The following is a 16,969-nucleotide window of genomic DNA, read 5'->3' on the forward strand; positions in this document are numbered from 1 at the left end:
CTGAACCGCTCCCATGGCGAAGATCCTGAAGTTCGACGAGGACGCCCGTCGCGCCCTTGAGCGCGGCGTCAACAAGCTGGCCGACACGGTGAAGGTGACGATCGGCCCCAAGGGTCGCAACGTCGTCATCGACAAGAAGTTCGGCGCCCCCACCATCACCAACGACGGTGTCACGATCGCCCGCGAGGTCGAGATCGAGGACCCGTACGAGAACCTCGGCGCCCAGCTCGTGAAGGAGGTGGCGACCAAGACCAACGACATCGCGGGTGACGGCACCACCACCGCCACCGTGCTCGCCCAGGCCCTGGTCCGCGAGGGTCTGCGCAACGTCGCCGCCGGCGCCTCGCCGTCCGCCCTGAAGAAGGGCATCGACGCCGCCGTCAAGGCCGTCTCCGACGAGCTGCTCGCCACCGCGCGCCCGATCGAGGACAAGTCCGACATCGCCGCCGTCGCCGCGCTCTCCGCGCAGGACCAGCAGGTCGGCGAGCTCATCGCCGAGGCGATGGACAAGGTCGGCAAGGACGGTGTCATCACCGTCGAGGAGTCCAACACCTTCGGTCTGGAGCTCGACTTCACCGAGGGCATGGCCTTCGACAAGGGCTACCTGTCCCCGTACATGGTCTCCGACCAGGAGCGTATGGAGGCCGTCCTCGACGACCCGTACATCCTGATCAACCAGGGCAAGATCTCCTCCATCCAGGACCTCCTGCCGCTGCTGGAGAAGGTCATCCAGTCCGGTGGCTCCAAGCCGCTGCTGATCATCGCCGAGGACGTCGAGGGCGAGGCCCTCTCCACCCTCGTCGTCAACAAGATCCGCGGCACCTTCAACGCCGTCGCCGTCAAGGCGCCCGGCTTCGGTGACCGCCGCAAGGCGATGCTCCAGGACATGGCCACCCTCACCGGTGCCACCGTCATCTCCGAGGAGGTCGGCCTCAAGCTCGACCAGGCCGGTCTGGACGTGCTCGGCACCGCCCGCCGCGTGACCGTCACCAAGGACGACACCACGATCGTGGACGGCGCCGGCTCCTCCGAGGACGTCCTCGGCCGCGTCAACCAGATCAAGGCCGAGATCGAGGCCACGGACTCCGACTGGGACCGCGAGAAGCTCCAGGAGCGCCTCGCGAAGCTGGCCGGCGGCGTGTGCGTGATCAAGGTCGGCGCCGCCACCGAGGTGGAGCTGAAGGAGAAGAAGCACCGTCTGGAGGACGCCATCTCCGCGACCCGCGCCGCGGTCGAGGAGGGCATCGTCTCCGGTGGTGGCTCCGCTCTGGTCCACGCCGTCAAGGTCCTGGAGGGCAACCTCGGCAAGGACGGCGACGAGGCCACCGGTGTCGCCGTGGTCCGCCGCGCCGCCGTCGAGCCGCTGCGCTGGATCGCCGAGAACGCCGGCCTGGAGGGTTACGTCATCACCTCCAAGGTCGCCGAGCTCGACAAGGGCCAGGGCTTCAACGCCGCCACCGGCGAGTACGGCGATCTGGTCAAGGCCGGCGTCATCGACCCGGTGAAGGTGACGCGCTCCGCCCTGGAGAACGCCGCCTCGATCGCCTCCCTGCTCCTCACCACCGAGACCCTCGTGGTGGAGAAGAAGGAGGAGGAGCCGGCGGACGCGGGCCACGGCCACGGTCACGGCCACTCCCACTGAGGCTCGTAGCTGATCACTGAGGCCCGGTGCTCCCGTCGCGGGAGCACCGGGCCTCGGTGCTGTTCCGATCTAGGCCTCGACGGCGCCGAGCTGCCCCATCAGGCCGAGCAGGTCGTACTGCCACCACCCCTCGACGATCTTCCCGTCGTCCCGGCAGCGGTGGATCACCGTGCCGGTCATCGACACGTCCATGCCGGTCGGCTGGATCCCCATGAAGTCCCCGGTGTGGGTGCCCCGCCAGGTCCACCGGGTGCAGACCCGGTCTCCCTCGGCGATCTGGTCGTCCACGGTGAAGGCGAAGTCGAAACCGCCCCGCCACATCTCGACCTCGCGCCGGACCGCGTCCATCCCGATGACGTCCTGCTCGTTGGTCGGATCGTGGTCGTGGTAGCCCTCGGCGATGATCTCGTCGAGCAGCGCGAGTTCCGGCTCGTTCGCCAGCATGTCCAGGAGCCGCCGGGCATTGGCCTTGTACAGCGCCTCGTCCCGCACCACGTCCAGGTCGGTGAAGGTCGGCATCTCGTCGCAGAGCGCCACCATCTCCCGGAAGATCCGATCGGTCTCCGGGAGCTGCGAGTTGCGCATGGCCACGTCGTACGAGGGGAACTCGACGATCTCGACCACGTGGGAGGCGTCGGAACGGTCCTTGCCGACGATGCTGTGGGTCGCGGTGCGCTTGCCCTTGGTCTGCTCGACCCACTGATCCATCAGCCGGTTGAGGTCCTCGATCCGGCTGGTCTTGCAGTCGATGATCTGTACAAAGCTCATGACGCCTCCCGGAGACGTCCGAGGGCGGAGTAGGACCTCTCCAGTCTAGGCGGGCCGGCTCAGGTCCGCGGCCCGCGTCTCCTTCGGCTCGCGTCTCCTTCGGCCCGCGCCTACTTCGGCCCGTACTTGCGTCCCGCCCTCGACGACACCCCGCCGAGCAGCCCGCGCGGGGCCAGCTTCACCACGCCCATGAGCGCCTTGTAACGGGGATCGGGGATGGACAGCGTGCGCCCCCGGGCCAGATCGGCGAGCGCCGCGGCCACCAGCTTGTCCGCGTCCAGCCACATCCAGCCCGGGATGTTGTCCGTCCCCATTCCCGCCCGCTCGTGGAACTCCGTCCGCACGAACCCGGGGCACAGCGCCATCATCCGCACCCCGCTGCCCGCGAGGTCGCGCGCCGCGCCCTGGGTGAACTGCACGACCCACGACTTCGACGCCCCGTAGGTGCCGCGCGGCACGAACGCGGCCACGGACGCGACGTTGACGATCCCGCCCCGGCCCCGGGAGCGCATCGAGGCGGCCGCCGCGGACGTCAGCCGCAGCACCGCCTCGCAGTGCACCTTCAGCATGGTCAGCTCGTCGGCCATGGACACCTCGAGGAAACGGCCCTTGTTGCCGAACCCCGCGTTGTTGACGAGGAGATCGACCGGCCGTTTGGCGTCCGAGAGCCGCGCCTCGACCGCCGCGATCCCGTCCTCCGTGGACAGGTCCGCGGCCAGCACCTCGGCCTCGATCCCGTGCCGGTCGTGCAGCTCGGTCGCCTGCTCGCGCAGCCGCTTCACATCGCGTGCCACAAGGACCACGTCATGTCCGTCGGCGGCCAGCCGCCGCGCGAAGGCGGCGCCGATGCCGGCGGTGGCCCCCGTAATCAGTGCAGTCGTCATAGGCGGCACGTTAACTCGCGCCGGGTGAACGCCGTGTGCGGGAATCCGTCAGGTCCGCGGCGGGCGCCGCCCCCGCGCGGACCAGGGGTCACTCCCCGTCGCCGCCCGCGTACTTCTCGGCGTACGTACGGGCGAGTCCGAGCAGTCCCGACTCCATCCACTCGGCCGCCACCAGGGTCTCCGGCAGCAGCGTGCGGTCGCGGACGGCCGCGTGGTGCAGGCGGGCGACGGTGATGTCGTGCGCCGGGCGGTGGACGATCTCCAACGGGTCGCCCGCCCGGATCTCGCCGGGGACAAGCACCCGGAGGAACGCCCCGGGCCCGGCCGCCGATTCGTTGAAACGGCGCACCCAGCCGGACTCCTCGACGAAGCCCGCGAAGGTGCGGCACGGGATGCGGCCGCCGGTCACCTCCACGACCACCGTGTCGCCGATCCGCCAGCGCTCGCCGATCAGGGCGCTGTTGACGTCCAGGCCGCGGGTGGTGAGGTTCTCGCCGAACGAGCCGGGCACGAAGGCGCGCCCCAACTCCTTCTCCCAGGTGTCCAGGTCCTCGCGCGCGAAGGCGTACAGCGCCCGGTCGGGACCGCCGTGGAAGCGCAGGTCGCACACGTCGTCCCCGGCGGCCCCGCTCGCCCCGCCGGGTTGCGGCGACTCGACCCGTACGGGTCCGTCCACCGGGCGCTTGTCGATCCCCGAGGTCCCCGAGGGGGCGTTGGTGTACTCCACGGCCCTGGCCCGGCCCACGTTCACACTCAGCAGCTCCATGGGGGAAGCCTAAGCGGGGAGAGGTCCAGACCTCAAAGGGATTTATTGGGATTCGCGCTCGGACCCAAGATTCGCTTATGCTCGAAAGATGATCGAGGCCCGCCACCTCCGTGTCCTGCGCGCCGTCGCCGCGACCGGCTCGTTCTCCGCCGCCGCCCGTGAACTCGGCTGCACCCAGCCCGCGGTGAGCCAGCAGATGAAGGCGCTCGAAGCCTCCGCCGGCACCCCGCTCCTGGTCCGCACCGGCCGCGAGATGCGGCTCACCCAGGCCGGCGAGGCCCTGGTGCGGCACGCCTCCGGCATCCTCGCCGGGCTGACCGCCGCCGAGGAGGAGGTCGCCGCCATCGCGGGCCTGCGGGCCGGCCGGGTGCGCCTGGTCTCCTTCCCCAGCGGCAGCTCCGCCCTGGTCCCCACCGCCCTCGCCGCACTGCGCGCCGCGCACCCCGGCACCCGGGTCTCCCTGGTGGAGGCCGAGCCGCCGCGCTCGGTGGAGATGCTGCGCGAGGGCGACTGCGACGTGGCGCTCGCCTTCCGTTACGGGAGCGGTCCGGGTCCGGACGCCTGGGACGACCTGGTGGTGCGCCCGCTGCTCGCCGACCGGCTCGTCGGCCTCGTCCCCGAGGCGCACCGTCTTGCCGGCGCCGGCTCGGTCGCGATCGGCGAACTCGCCGAGGACCCCTGGATCGCGGGCTGCCCGCGCTGCCGCCGCCAGTTGGTCGACGTCTGCGAGACGGCCGGCTTCACCCCCCGGATCGACTTCGCCACCGACGACTACCCGGCCGTGGTGGGCCTGGTCGGCGCGGGCCTGGGCGTCGCGGTCCTGCCGGAGCTCGCCATCGATTCCGTACGCCCGAGGGGCGCCGTGACCGTGGGCGTGGAGCCCGCGGTGGAGCGGGAGATCGTGGCGCTCACCCTTCCGGACCTGGCGCAGGTCCCGGCGGTCGCCGCCACCCTCGACGAGCTCGCCCGCGCCGCGGCCCGTCTGGGCGGCTGAGCCCTGCGGGCCGCCGTTCGGGTGAAGCGCGGCCGCGTCCGTACGGGTGGTCCCGCCCTCCGCCGTACGGGTGGCCGGCCCCGCTGCACCGGCCGAGCGTGAACGGTCGTACGCGCGTGCGCCCCCGGCCCGTACGGGTGAGGCGCCGCGGGCCGTCGGAGTGACGGGCCCGCGGCCGTACGGGGGAGGGCCACGGGGCCGGCCGGGCGACAGGGCCGCACCGGGCCGCCGCCGTACGGGGCGTCCGGGTCGGGCCGTACGGGTGAGGGCGCGGGCGGGCTCACCCGCGTACACCGGCACCGCCACCCCGCGCCGTACGCCCCCGGGCCGCGTGCGGCGCGGCGGACGGGGCCCAGGGCTCCGGGTCCTGGAGGTCGCCCCTAGGGCCTGTCCGGCGGATGTCTCGTCGGATGTCTCGCCAGGTGTGTCACCCCGTCAGGCCGCCGGTCACGTCGGGCGGTTGGGAAGAAACGTTCCTTCAGGCATGCGTCGGCAGGCCGGCCGGACCGGCCGCGGACGCTCGGGCCGCCGCTGCCGCCGTCGGCGCGGCCGCCGTGGTGACCAGGCGATTGCGCGCCCGGCCCATGAGTTCCTCGCGTTCGTCCTCGGTGAGGCCGCCCCAGACGCCGTAGGGCTCGCGTACGGCGAGCGCGTGTGCCGCGCACTCCGCGCGCACCGGGCACCGCATGCAGACCTCTTTCGCCGAGTTCTCGCGCGCACTCCGTGCCGCGCCGCGCTCTCCCTCGGGGTGGAAGAACAGGGAGCTGTCGACCCCGCGGCAGGCCGCGAGGAGCTGCCAGTCCCACAGATCGGCGTTGGGTCCGGGAAGGCGGGAGAAATCTGCCATTGCGCTTGTCCCCTTGAAACCGTTGAAACCGTTTCGAACGGATAGGTGGGCGGGTGGATGGCTGATCGAACGGGGGCCCTTCGCCCCCCGCTGGGTCTCGGGTTCCCGCTCTCGCGGGTTCGAGTCCGACCGTACAACTACTGTCCGAGTAGATGTAAATATGACTCATTGCGAATCTAGCCACAGACACCGCGAAAAGGGAAGAAAACCCGCTAAATGGGGCATAGCTTCGGCTGAAGGACGGATGACCTGCGACGCTCTCCTCCGCACACGAGCCCTCACGTAGAGTGCCGAAGGCGGCCGTCCGACCCGTAACTCTTTCGAGTGACCATCGTTGAGAGTGCGAGGCGGTTGAAGGAACAAGCGCTCGGGCAGGTGTCCGAGGGCGTCAACCGCACAGGTGACCCGACGTACCAGCCCCTGGAGGCTCAAGGTGACGCGCATCAGCTGCGAGAGCCGCGGAGGTCAGTCATGACATCCGTCCTCGTCTGCGACGACTCCCCGCTTGCCCGAGAGGCGCTCCGCCGCGCGGTCGCGACCGTGCCCGGCGTCGAGCGCGTGACCACCGCGGCCAACGGCGAGGAAGTCCTCCGCCGCTGGGGCGCGGACCGCTCGGACCTGATCCTGATGGACGTGCGCATGCCCGGCCTGGGCGGCGTGGAGACCGTCCGCCGGCTGCTGTCCGCCGACCCCGGCGCCCGCATCATCATGCTCACCGTCGCCGAGGACCTGGACGGTGTCGCACTCGCCGTCGCCGCCGGTGCCCGTGGCTATCTGCACAAGGACGCCTCGCGCGCCGAGCTGCGGGCCACCGTCACCCAGGCCCTCGCCGACCCGACCTGGCGGCTCGCCCCACGCCGGCTCCGCTCGGCCGAGATGGGCGCCGCGCCCACCCTCACCGCGCGTGAGATCCAGGTCCTGGAGGGCATGAGCCACGGCCGGTCCAACGCGGAGATCGGACGCGAGCTCTTCCTCTCCGAGGACACGGTCAAGACGCACGCCCGGCGCCTCTTCAAGAAGCTGGGCGCCTCCGACCGGGCGCACGCCGTCGCGCTCGGATTCCGCTGGGGTCTGGTCCGCTGACCTGCGGCCGGACCTGCGGCCGGACCTGCGGCCACCGGCCGCGCCCCCGTCCGCATCCGCGTACGCATCCACGTATGCCGAGGGGCGGACGGGGTGGGCTTGTGTCACTTCCCCGCGGAATGCCGCATCCTTGAAGGTGTGGAGTTCCCCGGGGACGAGACGAACGAGCCGGCGGAGATCGAGCGGAAGGGGAGGGCGCAGGAGATGAGTCCCGTCGCACCTGCTCATAACGCTTCGGTGCACAACTACGGACGCGGTGCCGCGAACCAGCGGGCGTCGGGGCACCATGGAGCGATGCGCGACGACGAGACCGTGGGGTCACCCCTGCCCGGCGGGCAGGGGGAGATCGGTGCACTGGTGCACCGGGCGGTCGAGGGGGACGAGCAGGCCACCCACGACCTCCTCGCGCGCGTGCATCCGCTCGCCCTGCGCTACTGCCGCACGCGGCTCAACCGGCTTCCCGGCGACGCCCGTCACTTCGTCGAGGACCTCGCGCAGGAGGTCTGCGTCGCCGTCCTCATGGCGCTGCCGCGCTACAAGGACACCGGCCGCCCCTTCGAGGCCTTCGTCTTCGCCATCGCCGGACACAAGGTCGCCGACCTCCAGCGGGCAGCCATGCGGCACCCCGGATCGACGGCCGTGCCCTCCGACGAGATGCCCGAGCGGCCCGACGACTCCCTCGGCCCCGAGGAGCGCGCGCTGCTCAGCGACGACGCCGAATGGGCCAAGCGGCTGCTCGCCAACCTCCCGGAGAACCAGCGCGAGCTGCTGGTGCTGCGGGTGGCCGTCGGGCTGACTGCCGAGGAGACCGGGCAGATGCTCGGGATGTCCCCGGGCGCGGTCCGGGTGGCCCAGCACCGCGCGCTGAGCCGGCTGCGGGCACTCGCCGAGCAGTAAGGGTCTCCGTTCAGGGGTGTCCCTCACGTACACGTAGGAATGTCCAAAGATCCTTGGTGATCTTGCTCGTGGAATGAGACACGGCCGCAGCCCGTTAGCATGGACATCCGCACCGATCAAGGCCATTGGGGAAGGTGTCATGACCAACGTCGACGGAGTGCCCGAGAAATTCGCGACACTCGGGCTGACCTACGACGATGTGCTGTTGCTGCCGGGTGCATCCGAGGTGCTCCCTAACGCGGTCGACACCTCGTCCCGCATCTCCCGCAATGTCCGGGTCAACATCCCGCTGCTCTCCGCGGCGATGGACAAGGTGACCGAGTCCCGCATGGCGATCGCCATGGCCCGCCTCGGCGGCGTCGGCGTGCTGCACCGCAACCTGTCCGTCGAGGACCAGGTCAACCAGGTCGACCTCGTGAAGCGTTCCGAGTCCGGCATGGTCACCGACCCGATCACCGTGCACCCGGACGCGACGCTCGGCGAGGCGGACGCGCTGTGCGCGAAGTTCCGCATCAGCGGTGTCCCGGTCACCGACCCGGCCGGCAAGCTGCTCGGCATCGTGACCAACCGCGACATGGCCTTCGAGAGCGACCGCAGCCGTCAGGTCCGCGAGGTCATGACGCCGATGCCGCTGGTCACCGGCCATGTCGGCATCTCCGGCGTGGACGCCATGGAGCTGCTGCGCCGCCACAAGATCGAGAAGCTTCCGCTGGTCGACGAGGCGGGCATCCTCAAGGGCCTCATCACGGTCAAGGACTTCGTCAAGGCCGAGCAGTACCCGAACGCCGCCAAGGACGCCGAGGGCCGCCTCATCGTCGGTGCCGCCGTGGGCGCCAGCCCCGAGGCCCTGGAGCGCGCCCAGGCTCTCGCCGAGGCCGGAGTGGACTTCCTGGTCGTCGACACCTCGCACGGCCACAACAGCAACGCGCTGAGCTGGATGTCGAAGATCAAGTCCAGCGTGAACGTCGACGTGATCGGCGGCAACGTCGCCACCCGCGACGGCGCGCAGGCGCTGATCGACGCCGGTGTCGACGGCATCAAGGTCGGCGTGGGCCCCGGCTCCATCTGCACCACCCGCGTGGTCGCCGGCATCGGTGTCCCGCAGGTCACCGCGATCTACGAGGCCTCCCTCGCCGCCCGTGCGGCGGGCGTCCCGCTGATCGGCGACGGCGGCCTGCAGTACTCCGGCGACATCGGCAAGGCGCTGGCCGCCGGCGCCGACACCGTGATGCTCGGCTCGCTGCTCGCGGGCTGCGAGGAGTCTCCGGGCGAGCTGCTCTTCATCAACGGCAAGCAGTTCAAGTCGTACCGCGGCATGGGCTCGCTCGGCGCCATGCAGTCCCGCGGCCAGGGCCGGTCGTACTCCAAGGACCGCTACTTCCAGGCCGACGTCGCCTCCGACGACAAGCTCGTGCCCGAGGGCATCGAGGGCCAGGTGCCCTACCGCGGCCCGCTGGCCAACGTGCTGCACCAGCTCGTCGGCGGTCTGCGTCAGACCATGGGCTACGTGGGCGCGGCCACCGTCGCCGAGATGGAGTCCAAGGGCCGCTTCGTCCGGATCACCGCGGCGGGCCTCAAGGAGAGCCACCCGCACGACATCCAGATGACGGTCGAGGCGCCGAACTACAGCCGTAAGTAACGCCCGCAGTAACTCGGCGTGACCCAGGGGGCGGTTCCGGCATGTGGCCGGAGCCGCCCCTTCGGTGTGTGCCGGGCGCCGATAGCTGTCGGCGGATTTATCAGTGATCCTCAGTCTTTATCACCTGTTATCTTGATCGTGTGAAGCTTTCCGAGTGGGCGTCGCGCAATGGCGTGCACTACCAGACGGCGTGGACGTGGGCGAAAGAGGGCCGTATGCCGGTCCCGGTACGCCAGACCCCGTCCGGTACGTGGCTGGTCGACGAGCCCGCCGTGGAAGTGTCCGGGCGGGTGGTGGCGTACTGCCGGGTCTCGTCGGCGGATCAGAAGCCGGACCTTGACCGGCAGGTCGCGCGCGTGGTCCAGGGAGCCACAGGGCTCGGCCTGCCGGTTGCGGAGGTCGTGACCGAGGTGGGTTCGGGACTGGACGGGCGTCGGCGCAAGCTGCACCGGGTGCTGTCCGACCCGCAGGCGGCGGTGATCGTGGTGGAGTGCCGTGACCGGCTTGCCCGGTTCGGCGTCGAACACCTGGAGGCCGCGCTGTCGGCGTCCGGTCGGCGTCTGGTCGTCCTTGATCCCGCCGAGACGACCGATGACCTGGTGCGGGACATCACTGAGGTAATCACGTCGATGTGTGCGCGACTGTACGGGCGGCGGGCGGCGAGGACGCGGGCCGTCCGTGCGGTGGCCGTGGCGACCGGCGAGGCCGACGGGTGAAGAAGTTCCAGCCGCAGCCCGGGGTCGTGGTGCAGGCGTACCGCTTCGCACTGGACCCGAATGCCTCCCAGGAGTCCTCGCTGCATTCACACTGCGGTGCGGCGCGGGCGGCGTACAACTGGGCTGTCGGCTGGGTGACCGCGTCGTGGTGGCAGCGCAGGGCCGAGGAGACCTACGACATCCCCGAGGCGGAGCTGACGCCGTGGCGGCCGTGGTCGCTGCCCTCGCTGCGGAAGGCGTTCAACGCCGCCAAGAAGACTGACTCGCGCTTCGCCGGCTGGTGGGAGGAGAACTCCAAGGAGGCGTACTCCACGGGCCTGGCGAACGCGGCCGCGGCGTTCGACAACCACGCCAAGTCGAAGATCGGTAGGCGGCGTGGCAAGAGGGTGGGTGCGCCCCGGTTCAAGGTGAAGCGGAAGGCACCTCTGGCCTGCCGGTTCACCACCGGCACGATCCGTGTTGAGGGCGACGGCCGGCATGTGACGCTGCCGAGACTGGGCACGATCCGCACCCACGAGCCCACCGCCAAGCTCCTCACGCACGTGCGCGCCGGAACCGCGCGCATCCTGTCCGCCACCGTCCGCCACGAGCGCGGACGCTGGTTTGCCTCTTTCCAGGTGGAGGTGAAGCGCGACCTGGCCCGTGTCGCCCGCCCCGAAGTCGCCGTGGGCGTGGATCTCGGTGTGAAGTCCCTCGCGGTGCTGGCCGACTCGACCGGCGAGATCCGCACCATTTCCAACCCCCGGCACTATGACGGTGCGCTCAAGCGGTTGTGCCGCGCCTCCCGGACGGTCTCCCGCCGTCGGGGACCGGACCGCAGGACCGGCCGCAAGCCGTCGAAGCGGTGGGAGAAGGCCAATGCGGCCCGCAACAAGGTCCACCACCGGGTCGCGAACCTCCGCGAGGACGCCCTGCACAAGTTCACCACCGCGCTCGCGGCCGAGTACGGCACCATCGTGATTGAAGACCTGGGCGTCACCGGCATGCTGAAGAACCGGCGCCTCGCGCGGAAGATCGCGGACGCCGGGTTCGGCGAGATCCGGCGCCGGCTCGGCTACAAGACCCGCCAACGGCACGGCACCCGTATCATCGTGGCGAGTCGCTGGTACCCGTCCTCCAAGACCTGTTCCGGGTGCGGCGCGGTGAAAGCCAAGCTGCCGCTGCACGTCCGGACCTACCGGTGCGAGGTCTGCGGCCTGGTCATCGACCGGGACGACAACGCCGGGCTCAACCTCGTCGCCCTCGCGGCGACCCGTACGACCGGTACCGGAGTGGCCGGAGACCGGGACACCCTCACGGTGTCGAATCCTCGTGGAGCCGACCAGAAGACCCGCGCCATCCGGCCCGGCCGCAAGGCCGGGCCGGGGCGGGCAGGCGGCGCGATCCCCGCCCCGCGCGGGAAGGAAGCGAGAGACCGTACTCAAGCCGAAGCCCTCACGCTCTGGTGATGAGACGGACCTTCCGGGCCGAAATTCCCGGGATGCTGAGAGTCGCCGCGGGTCTGAGTAACGGATACTGGTAGGCGCAGACAACGGAAAGGCCACACAACGTGACTGAGATCGAGATCGGGCGCGGCAAGCGCGGCCGCAGGGCGTACGCGTTCGACGACATCGCCGTCGTACCGAGCCGGCGCACCCGGGACCCGAAGGAGGTCTCGATCGCCTGGCAGATCGACGCCTACCGCTTCGAGCTGCCCTTCCTGGCCGCCCCCATGGACTCGGTCGTCTCGCCGCAGACCGCCATCCACATCGGCGAGCTCGGCGGCCTCGGCGTGCTGAACCTCGAGGGCCTGTGGACCCGCTACGAGGACCCGCAGCCGCTGCTGGACGAGATCGCCGAGCTGGACGAGGCCACCGCGACCCGCCGTCTGCAGGAGATCTACGCGGCGCCGATCAAGGAGGAGCTGATCGGGCAGCGCATCAAGGAGGTGCGCGACTCGGGTGTGGTCACCGCCGCCGCGCTCTCCCCGCAGCGCACCGCGCAGTTCTCCAAGGCCGTCGTCGACGCGGGCGTGGACATCTTCGTGATCCGCGGCACCACCGTCTCTGCCGAGCACGTCTCCGGCGCCGCCGAGCCGCTGAACCTCAAGCAGTTCATCTACGAGCTCGACGTCCCCGTGATCGTCGGCGGCTGCGCCACCTACACCGCCGCCCTGCACCTGATGCGGACCGGCGCCGCGGGCGTCCTGGTCGGCTTCGGCGGCGGCGCCGCGCACACCACCCGTAACGTGCTCGGCATCCAGGTCCCGATGGCCACCGCCGTCGCGGACGTGGCCGCGGCCCGCCGCGACTACATGGACGAGTCCGGCGGCCGCTACGTGCACGTCATCGCCGACGGCGGCGTGGGCTGGTCCGGCGACCTCCCGAAGGCCATCGCCTGTGGTGCCGACGCGGTCATGATGGGCTCCCCGCTGGCCCGCGCCACGGACGCGCCCGGCAAGGGTCACCACTGGGGCATGGAGGCCGTCCACGAGGACGTGCCGCGCGGCAAGCTGGTCGACCTCGGCATGGTCGGCACCACCGAGGAGATCCTCGCGGGCCCGTCCCACACCCCCGACGGCTCGATGAACTTCTTCGGCGCCCTGCGCCGCGCGATGGCCACCACGGGCTACAGCGAGCTGAAGGAGTTCCAGCGCGTCGAGGTCACGGTCGCCGAGTCCGAGCACAAGCGCTGACCTGCTGTCGCACGCACGCGAACGGCACGACGACGAGGGCCCCGCACCACCCGGTGCGGGGCCCTCGTCGTCGTACGGCCTTGGCCGTGCGGTGCGGTACGGCTCAGCCCGAGGCCTTCTTCGAGCCGCTGAACGCGGCGAAGGCGGCGAGCGCGAAGAACAGGAAGGTCAGCGGGTCCAGGTCTTCCTTCCACGCCTGCGTGAGCACGTCGAAGTGGTCGAAGAAGATCGTGGTGGCCGAGACGTGCAGCTCCTTGCCGCCGATGATCGCCAGGGCGACCAGCTGGCCGAGGTAGACCGCGCCGAGCGAGAGCACCGCGCTGATCACCGGCAGGGCCGGGTTGCGGCCGCCCGCCTTGCCGGCGGCGAAGCCGACGAGGAAGCCCACGCCGACGGCCGCCCAGCCGATCTCCCGCTCGATGCCGCCGGCGATCGCGCCGTACACCCCGCCCGCGACGAGCGCGGCGACCACGGCGGCGACGATGCCGAGCCCGACGTTGGAGCGGGCCGGCGGGGCCGGCGGCGCGACCGGGTACGGCTGGGGCTCGGTGCCCTGCGCGAACGGGTTGCCGGGCGGCGGAACGGACTGGCTCATCTGGGAATCCCCCCTGGGACGGTGACGCACGGCTGTGCGATCGAGCGCCCGGAGGTTAGCAGCCCGCGCTGACAGAGCCCAGGGGATATCGGCGGCGCGGCCCCGTGACGGGCCCGTGACGGGCGGCCCCGCCACGATCGGCCGGCCCCGTCACAACCGGTGCGCCGCCCCCGCCGGGGTCGCGCCCCGGGTGTCGAGGAGGAGCTGGGCCTTCACCGCGAGGCCCTGGAGGTCGTAGGTGCGGTGGTGCTGGAGGAGGACCGTCAGGTCGGCGCGGGCGGCGGCCTCGTAGAGGGAGTCGGCGCGGGGGACCGGGAGGTCGCGGACGCGCCAGTCGGGGACGTACGGGTCGTGGTAGCTGAGGGTCGCGCCGAGGTCCATCAGGCGGCGGGCGATCTCGTCGGCGGGCGCGCCCTGGCGGTCGGCGAAATCGGGTTTGTACGTGATCCCGAGCAGAAGGACCCGGGCACCGCGCGCGGACTTGCCGTGCTCGTTGAGGAGCGTCGCGCAGCGCTGGACGACGTACTGCGGCATCCGCTCGTTGACCTGGCCGGCCAGTTCGACGAGCCGCAGCGGGCGGTGGCCGCCGACGGTGTCGACGGGGACGCCGTGACCGCCGACGCCGGGGCCGGGGCGGAAGGCCTGGAAGCCGTAGGGCTTGGTCTCGGCGCAGCGGATGACGTCCCAGAGGTCGACGCCGAGCTCGTGGCAGAGCACCGCCATCTCGTTGACGAGCGCGATGTTGACGTGCCGGAAGTTGGTCTCCAGGAGCTTGACCGTCTCGGCCTCGCGCGGCCCCCTGGCGCGTACCACCTTGTCGGTGAGGCGCCCGTAGAAGGCGGCGGCGGACTCGGTGCACGCGGGCGTGAGCCCGCCGATCACCTTGGGCGCGGCGGCCAGGCCCCGCGCGCCGCCGTGCACCCGGCTGCCGGGGTCGAGGCGCCCGGGGGAGTACGCGAGGTGGAAGTCGCGGCCGGCCCGCAGCCCGGAGCCGGTCTCCAGGAGGTCGCGCAGCGGGCCCTCGGTGGTGCCGGGCGGCACCGGGGACTCCAGGAGCACGGTGGTGTGCGGGCGCAGCCGCGCGGCGAGGGCGCGGGCCGCGTCGGTGACCGCGGTGAGGTCGAGCGCGCCGTCGGGGCCCGGCGGGGTGGGGGCGCAGATGACGGCGGTGCGGACGCGCCCGAGTTCGGCGGGGTCGGTGACGGCCTTGAAGCCGCCGGACAGCATCCGGCGGATCTCGGCGGCGGTGAGGGAGCCGTCGACCGGGGGACGCCCGGCGGCGAGTTCGGCGACGGGGCGCGGGTCGGTGTCGTAGCCGACGGTCTCGATGCCGGCCGAGGTGGCCGCCCGGGCGAGCGGGAGTCCGTGGTGGCCGAGGCCGATGACGGCGAGATCAGCGGGCATGGGGGGTGGGCCGTCCTTCCAGTAGCCGGAGGGAACGCGGAGCGCAAGCCCTGTGGACCGAAGGGGCGGACGCAATGTCAGACTAAGAGTAAATATGACCGATTCGTGGGATTGTGGGCCCCAAGGTCGCCGAGTGTTATCCACAGGGTGGGGCGGGGGCGGTGGCTGAAGTCGCGGGGCCGCGCCAGAATCGAGTCTGTGAGCCGGGCCACAGGCGTGGATGCCGGCGGACGGGGGACGACGGGAGGCAGCAACCGTGAGGACAGCGACACTGGGACCCGCCGAGCGCACCGAGGCGCTCACGGCGATGGCCGAGCACGAACTGGACGTGCTGGTCGTGGGCGCCGGAGTGGTCGGCGCCGGCACCGCCCTCGACGCCGTCACCAGAGGCCTCGCCACCGGCCTGGTCGAGGCCCGCGACTGGGCCTCCGGCACGTCGAGCCGGTCGAGCAAGCTGATCCACGGCGGCCTGCGCTATCTGGAGATGCTCGACTTCGCGCTGGTCCGCGAGGCGCTGAAGGAGCGCGGACTCCTCCTCGAACGGCTCGCGCCCCACCTCGTGAAGCCCGTCCCCTTCCTCTACCCGCTCCGGCACCAGGGCTGGGAGCGGCTGTACGCGGGCTCGGGCGTCGCGCTGTACGACGCGATGTCGGTCTCCTCCGGACACGGCCGCGGCCTCCCGGTCCACCGCCACCTCAGCCGCCGCCGCGCCCTGCGGGTCGCGCCCTGTCTGCGCAAGGACGCCCTGGTCGGCGCCCTGCAGTACTACGACGCCCAGATGGACGACGCCCGCTTCGTCACCACCCTGGTCCGCACCGCCGCGAGTTACGGGGCGCACGTCGCGAGCCGGGCCCGGGTCGTCGGCTTCCTGCGCGAGGGCGAGCGGGTCGTCGGCGCGCGGGTGCGGGACGTCGAGACCGGCGGGGAGTACGAGATCAGGGCCCGTCAGATCGTCAACGCCACCGGGGTGTGGACCGACGACACCCAGGCCCTCATCGGCGAGCGCGGCCAGTTCCACGTCCGTGCCTCCAAGGGCATCCACCTCGTCGTGCCCAAGGACCGCATCCACTCCACCAGCGGACTCATCCTGCGCACCGAGAAGTCCGTGCTCTTCGTCATCCCCTGGGGCCGGCACTGGATCATCGGCACCACCGACACCGACTGGGACCTCGACAAGGCCCACCCCGCCGCCTCCAGCGCCGACATCGACTACCTGCTCGAACGCGTCAACACCGTGCTGGCCACCCCGCTCACCCGCGATGACGTGCAGGGGGTCTACGCGGGCCTGCGGCCCCTGCTCGCCGGCGAGTCCGACGCCACCAGCAAGCTCTCCCGCGAACACACCGTCGCCCACCCGGTGCCGGGCCTCGTCGTGGTCGCCGGCGGCAAGTACACGACCTACCGCGTCATGGCCAAGGACGCCGTCGACGAGGCCGTCCACGCCCTCGACAAGAGGGTCGCCGCCTGTGTCACCGAGGACACCCCGCTGATCGGGGCCGAGGGCTACCGGGCGCTGTGGAACGCGCGCGCGGGCATCGCCGCGCGCGCCGGACTCCATGTCGCCCGGGTCGAGCATCTGCTCAACCGCTACGGCGCCCTGACGGAGGAGATCCTCGACCTGATCGCCGCCGACCGGGCGCTCGCCGCGCCGCTGCCCGCCGCCGAGGACTATCTGAAGGCCGAGATCGTCTACGCCGCCTCGCACGAGGGCGCCCGCCACCTCGACGACGTCCTCACCCGGCGCACCCGCATCTCCATCGAGACCTTCGACCGGGGCACTCTCAGCGCCCGCGAGTGCGCCGAACTCATGGCGCCGGTGCTGGGCTGGGACGCCCGGCAGATCGACAAGGAGGTCGAGCACTACGAGAAAAGGGTCGAGGCCGAGCGGGAGTCCCAGCGCCAGCCCGACGACCTGACGGCCGACGCGGCACGCCTCGGAGCGCCGGACATCGTGCCGATCTGACCCGATCAGGGCACCTCCCGGGGGTGTCCGGCGTTCTCGGAGTGCGGACCCGGGGGAGTCAGCGGTCCCGGAGTGAGGGACAATGAGCTCTCTTCCA

The 16,969-nt window shown here is 71.4% G+C and carries 15 protein-coding genes; 9 read left to right on the top strand and 6 right to left on the bottom strand.

Going from position 1 to position 16,969, the window contains the following annotated elements; translation table 11 throughout:
- Positions 1–13 precede the first annotated feature (13 nt).
- Entirely contained in the window at positions 14–1,642 is a 1,629-nt protein-coding gene (gene groL, locus AB0C73_RS02840) for a chaperonin GroEL (protein ID WP_362523738.1), read from the top strand.
- Positions 1,643–1,711: 69 nt separating this feature from the next.
- On the opposite strand, the gene AB0C73_RS02845 is transcribed toward groL, so the two are convergent.
- The 3 genes from AB0C73_RS02845 to AB0C73_RS02855 all read right to left on the bottom strand — a co-directional run bounded on the left by AB0C73_RS02845 (position 1,712) and on the right by AB0C73_RS02855 (position 4,060).
- Positions 1,712–2,410 carry an ester cyclase gene (locus AB0C73_RS02845; RefSeq protein WP_362523740.1) on the bottom strand — a complete coding sequence of 233 codons (699 nt, stop codon included), beginning with the start codon at positions 2,408–2,410 and terminating at the stop codon, positions 1,712–1,714.
- 110 nt (positions 2,411–2,520) lie between these two features.
- A complete protein-coding gene (locus AB0C73_RS02850) occupies positions 2,521–3,294 on the bottom strand; it encodes an SDR family oxidoreductase (protein WP_362523742.1) in 774 nt (257 codons plus the stop codon).
- A gap of 88 nt (positions 3,295–3,382) precedes the next feature.
- Positions 3,383–4,060, bottom strand: a complete 678-nt coding sequence (locus AB0C73_RS02855) for an MOSC domain-containing protein (protein ID WP_362523744.1) — start codon at positions 4,058–4,060, stop codon at positions 3,383–3,385.
- An 88-nt stretch (positions 4,061–4,148) separates the two neighbouring features.
- On the opposite strand from AB0C73_RS02855, the gene AB0C73_RS02860 reads away from it, so the two are divergent.
- A complete protein-coding gene (locus AB0C73_RS02860; RefSeq protein WP_362523746.1) occupies positions 4,149–5,054 on the top strand; it encodes a LysR family transcriptional regulator in 906 nt (301 codons plus the stop codon).
- 478 nt (positions 5,055–5,532) lie between these two features.
- Here the strand turns inward: AB0C73_RS02860 and AB0C73_RS02865 are convergent, their stop codons facing one another.
- Positions 5,533–5,901 carry a WhiB family transcriptional regulator gene (locus tag AB0C73_RS02865; protein WP_362523748.1) on the bottom strand — a complete coding sequence of 123 codons (369 nt, stop codon included), beginning with the start codon at positions 5,899–5,901 and terminating at the stop codon, positions 5,533–5,535.
- A gap of 471 nt (positions 5,902–6,372) precedes the next feature.
- Here AB0C73_RS02865 and AB0C73_RS02870 point away from each other — a divergent pair, with 471 nt between their 5' ends.
- The 6 genes from AB0C73_RS02870 to AB0C73_RS02895 all read left to right on the top strand — a co-directional run bounded on the left by AB0C73_RS02870 (position 6,373) and on the right by AB0C73_RS02895 (position 12,910).
- Entirely contained in the window at positions 6,373–6,984 is a 612-nt protein-coding gene (locus tag AB0C73_RS02870) for a response regulator transcription factor (protein ID WP_003948568.1), read from the top strand.
- Positions 6,985–7,278: 294 nt separating this feature from the next.
- A complete protein-coding gene (locus AB0C73_RS02875) occupies positions 7,279–7,881 on the top strand; it encodes a sigma-70 family RNA polymerase sigma factor (RefSeq protein WP_362523750.1) in 603 nt (200 codons plus the stop codon).
- A gap of 139 nt (positions 7,882–8,020) precedes the next feature.
- The gene (guaB, locus tag AB0C73_RS02880) at positions 8,021–9,520 is read left to right on the top strand and encodes an IMP dehydrogenase (RefSeq protein WP_362523752.1); all 1,500 of its coding nucleotides are present in this window, start codon (positions 8,021–8,023) and stop codon (positions 9,518–9,520) included.
- A 140-nt stretch (positions 9,521–9,660) separates the two neighbouring features.
- Positions 9,661–10,236 (top strand): IS607 family transposase, encoded by a 576-nt coding sequence (locus tag AB0C73_RS02885; protein WP_362523754.1) that lies wholly within the window; start codon positions 9,661–9,663, stop codon positions 10,234–10,236.
- The gene (gene tnpB / locus AB0C73_RS02890) at positions 10,233–11,684 is read left to right on the top strand and encodes an IS607 family element RNA-guided endonuclease TnpB (RefSeq protein WP_362523756.1); all 1,452 of its coding nucleotides are present in this window, start codon (positions 10,233–10,235) and stop codon (positions 11,682–11,684) included. Before AB0C73_RS02885 ends, tnpB begins: the two co-directional genes overlap by 4 nt.
- Before the next feature lie 101 nt (positions 11,685–11,785).
- The gene (locus AB0C73_RS02895; RefSeq protein WP_265867533.1) at positions 11,786–12,910 is read left to right on the top strand and encodes a GuaB3 family IMP dehydrogenase-related protein; all 1,125 of its coding nucleotides are present in this window, start codon (positions 11,786–11,788) and stop codon (positions 12,908–12,910) included.
- 103 nt (positions 12,911–13,013) lie between these two features.
- Here AB0C73_RS02895 and AB0C73_RS02900 read toward each other — a convergent pair whose 3' ends face one another.
- Positions 13,014–13,505 carry a hypothetical protein gene (locus tag AB0C73_RS02900; RefSeq protein ID WP_362523758.1) on the bottom strand — a complete coding sequence of 164 codons (492 nt, stop codon included), beginning with the start codon at positions 13,503–13,505 and terminating at the stop codon, positions 13,014–13,016.
- Between the two features lie 150 nt (positions 13,506–13,655).
- Complete coding sequence (locus tag AB0C73_RS02905; RefSeq protein ID WP_362523760.1) at positions 13,656–14,909, bottom strand: nucleotide sugar dehydrogenase; 1,254 nt, start codon at positions 14,907–14,909, stop codon at positions 13,656–13,658.
- 256 nt (positions 14,910–15,165) lie between these two features.
- On the opposite strand from AB0C73_RS02905, the gene AB0C73_RS02910 reads away from it, so the two are divergent.
- Positions 15,166–16,872 (top strand): glycerol-3-phosphate dehydrogenase/oxidase, encoded by a 1,707-nt coding sequence (locus AB0C73_RS02910; RefSeq protein ID WP_362523762.1) that lies wholly within the window; start codon positions 15,166–15,168, stop codon positions 16,870–16,872.
- Positions 16,873–16,969 lie beyond the last annotated feature (97 nt).

Source organism: Streptomyces sp. NPDC048623 (assembly GCF_040650755.1).
Lineage (GTDB): Bacteria > Actinomycetota > Actinomycetes > Streptomycetales > Streptomycetaceae > Streptomyces.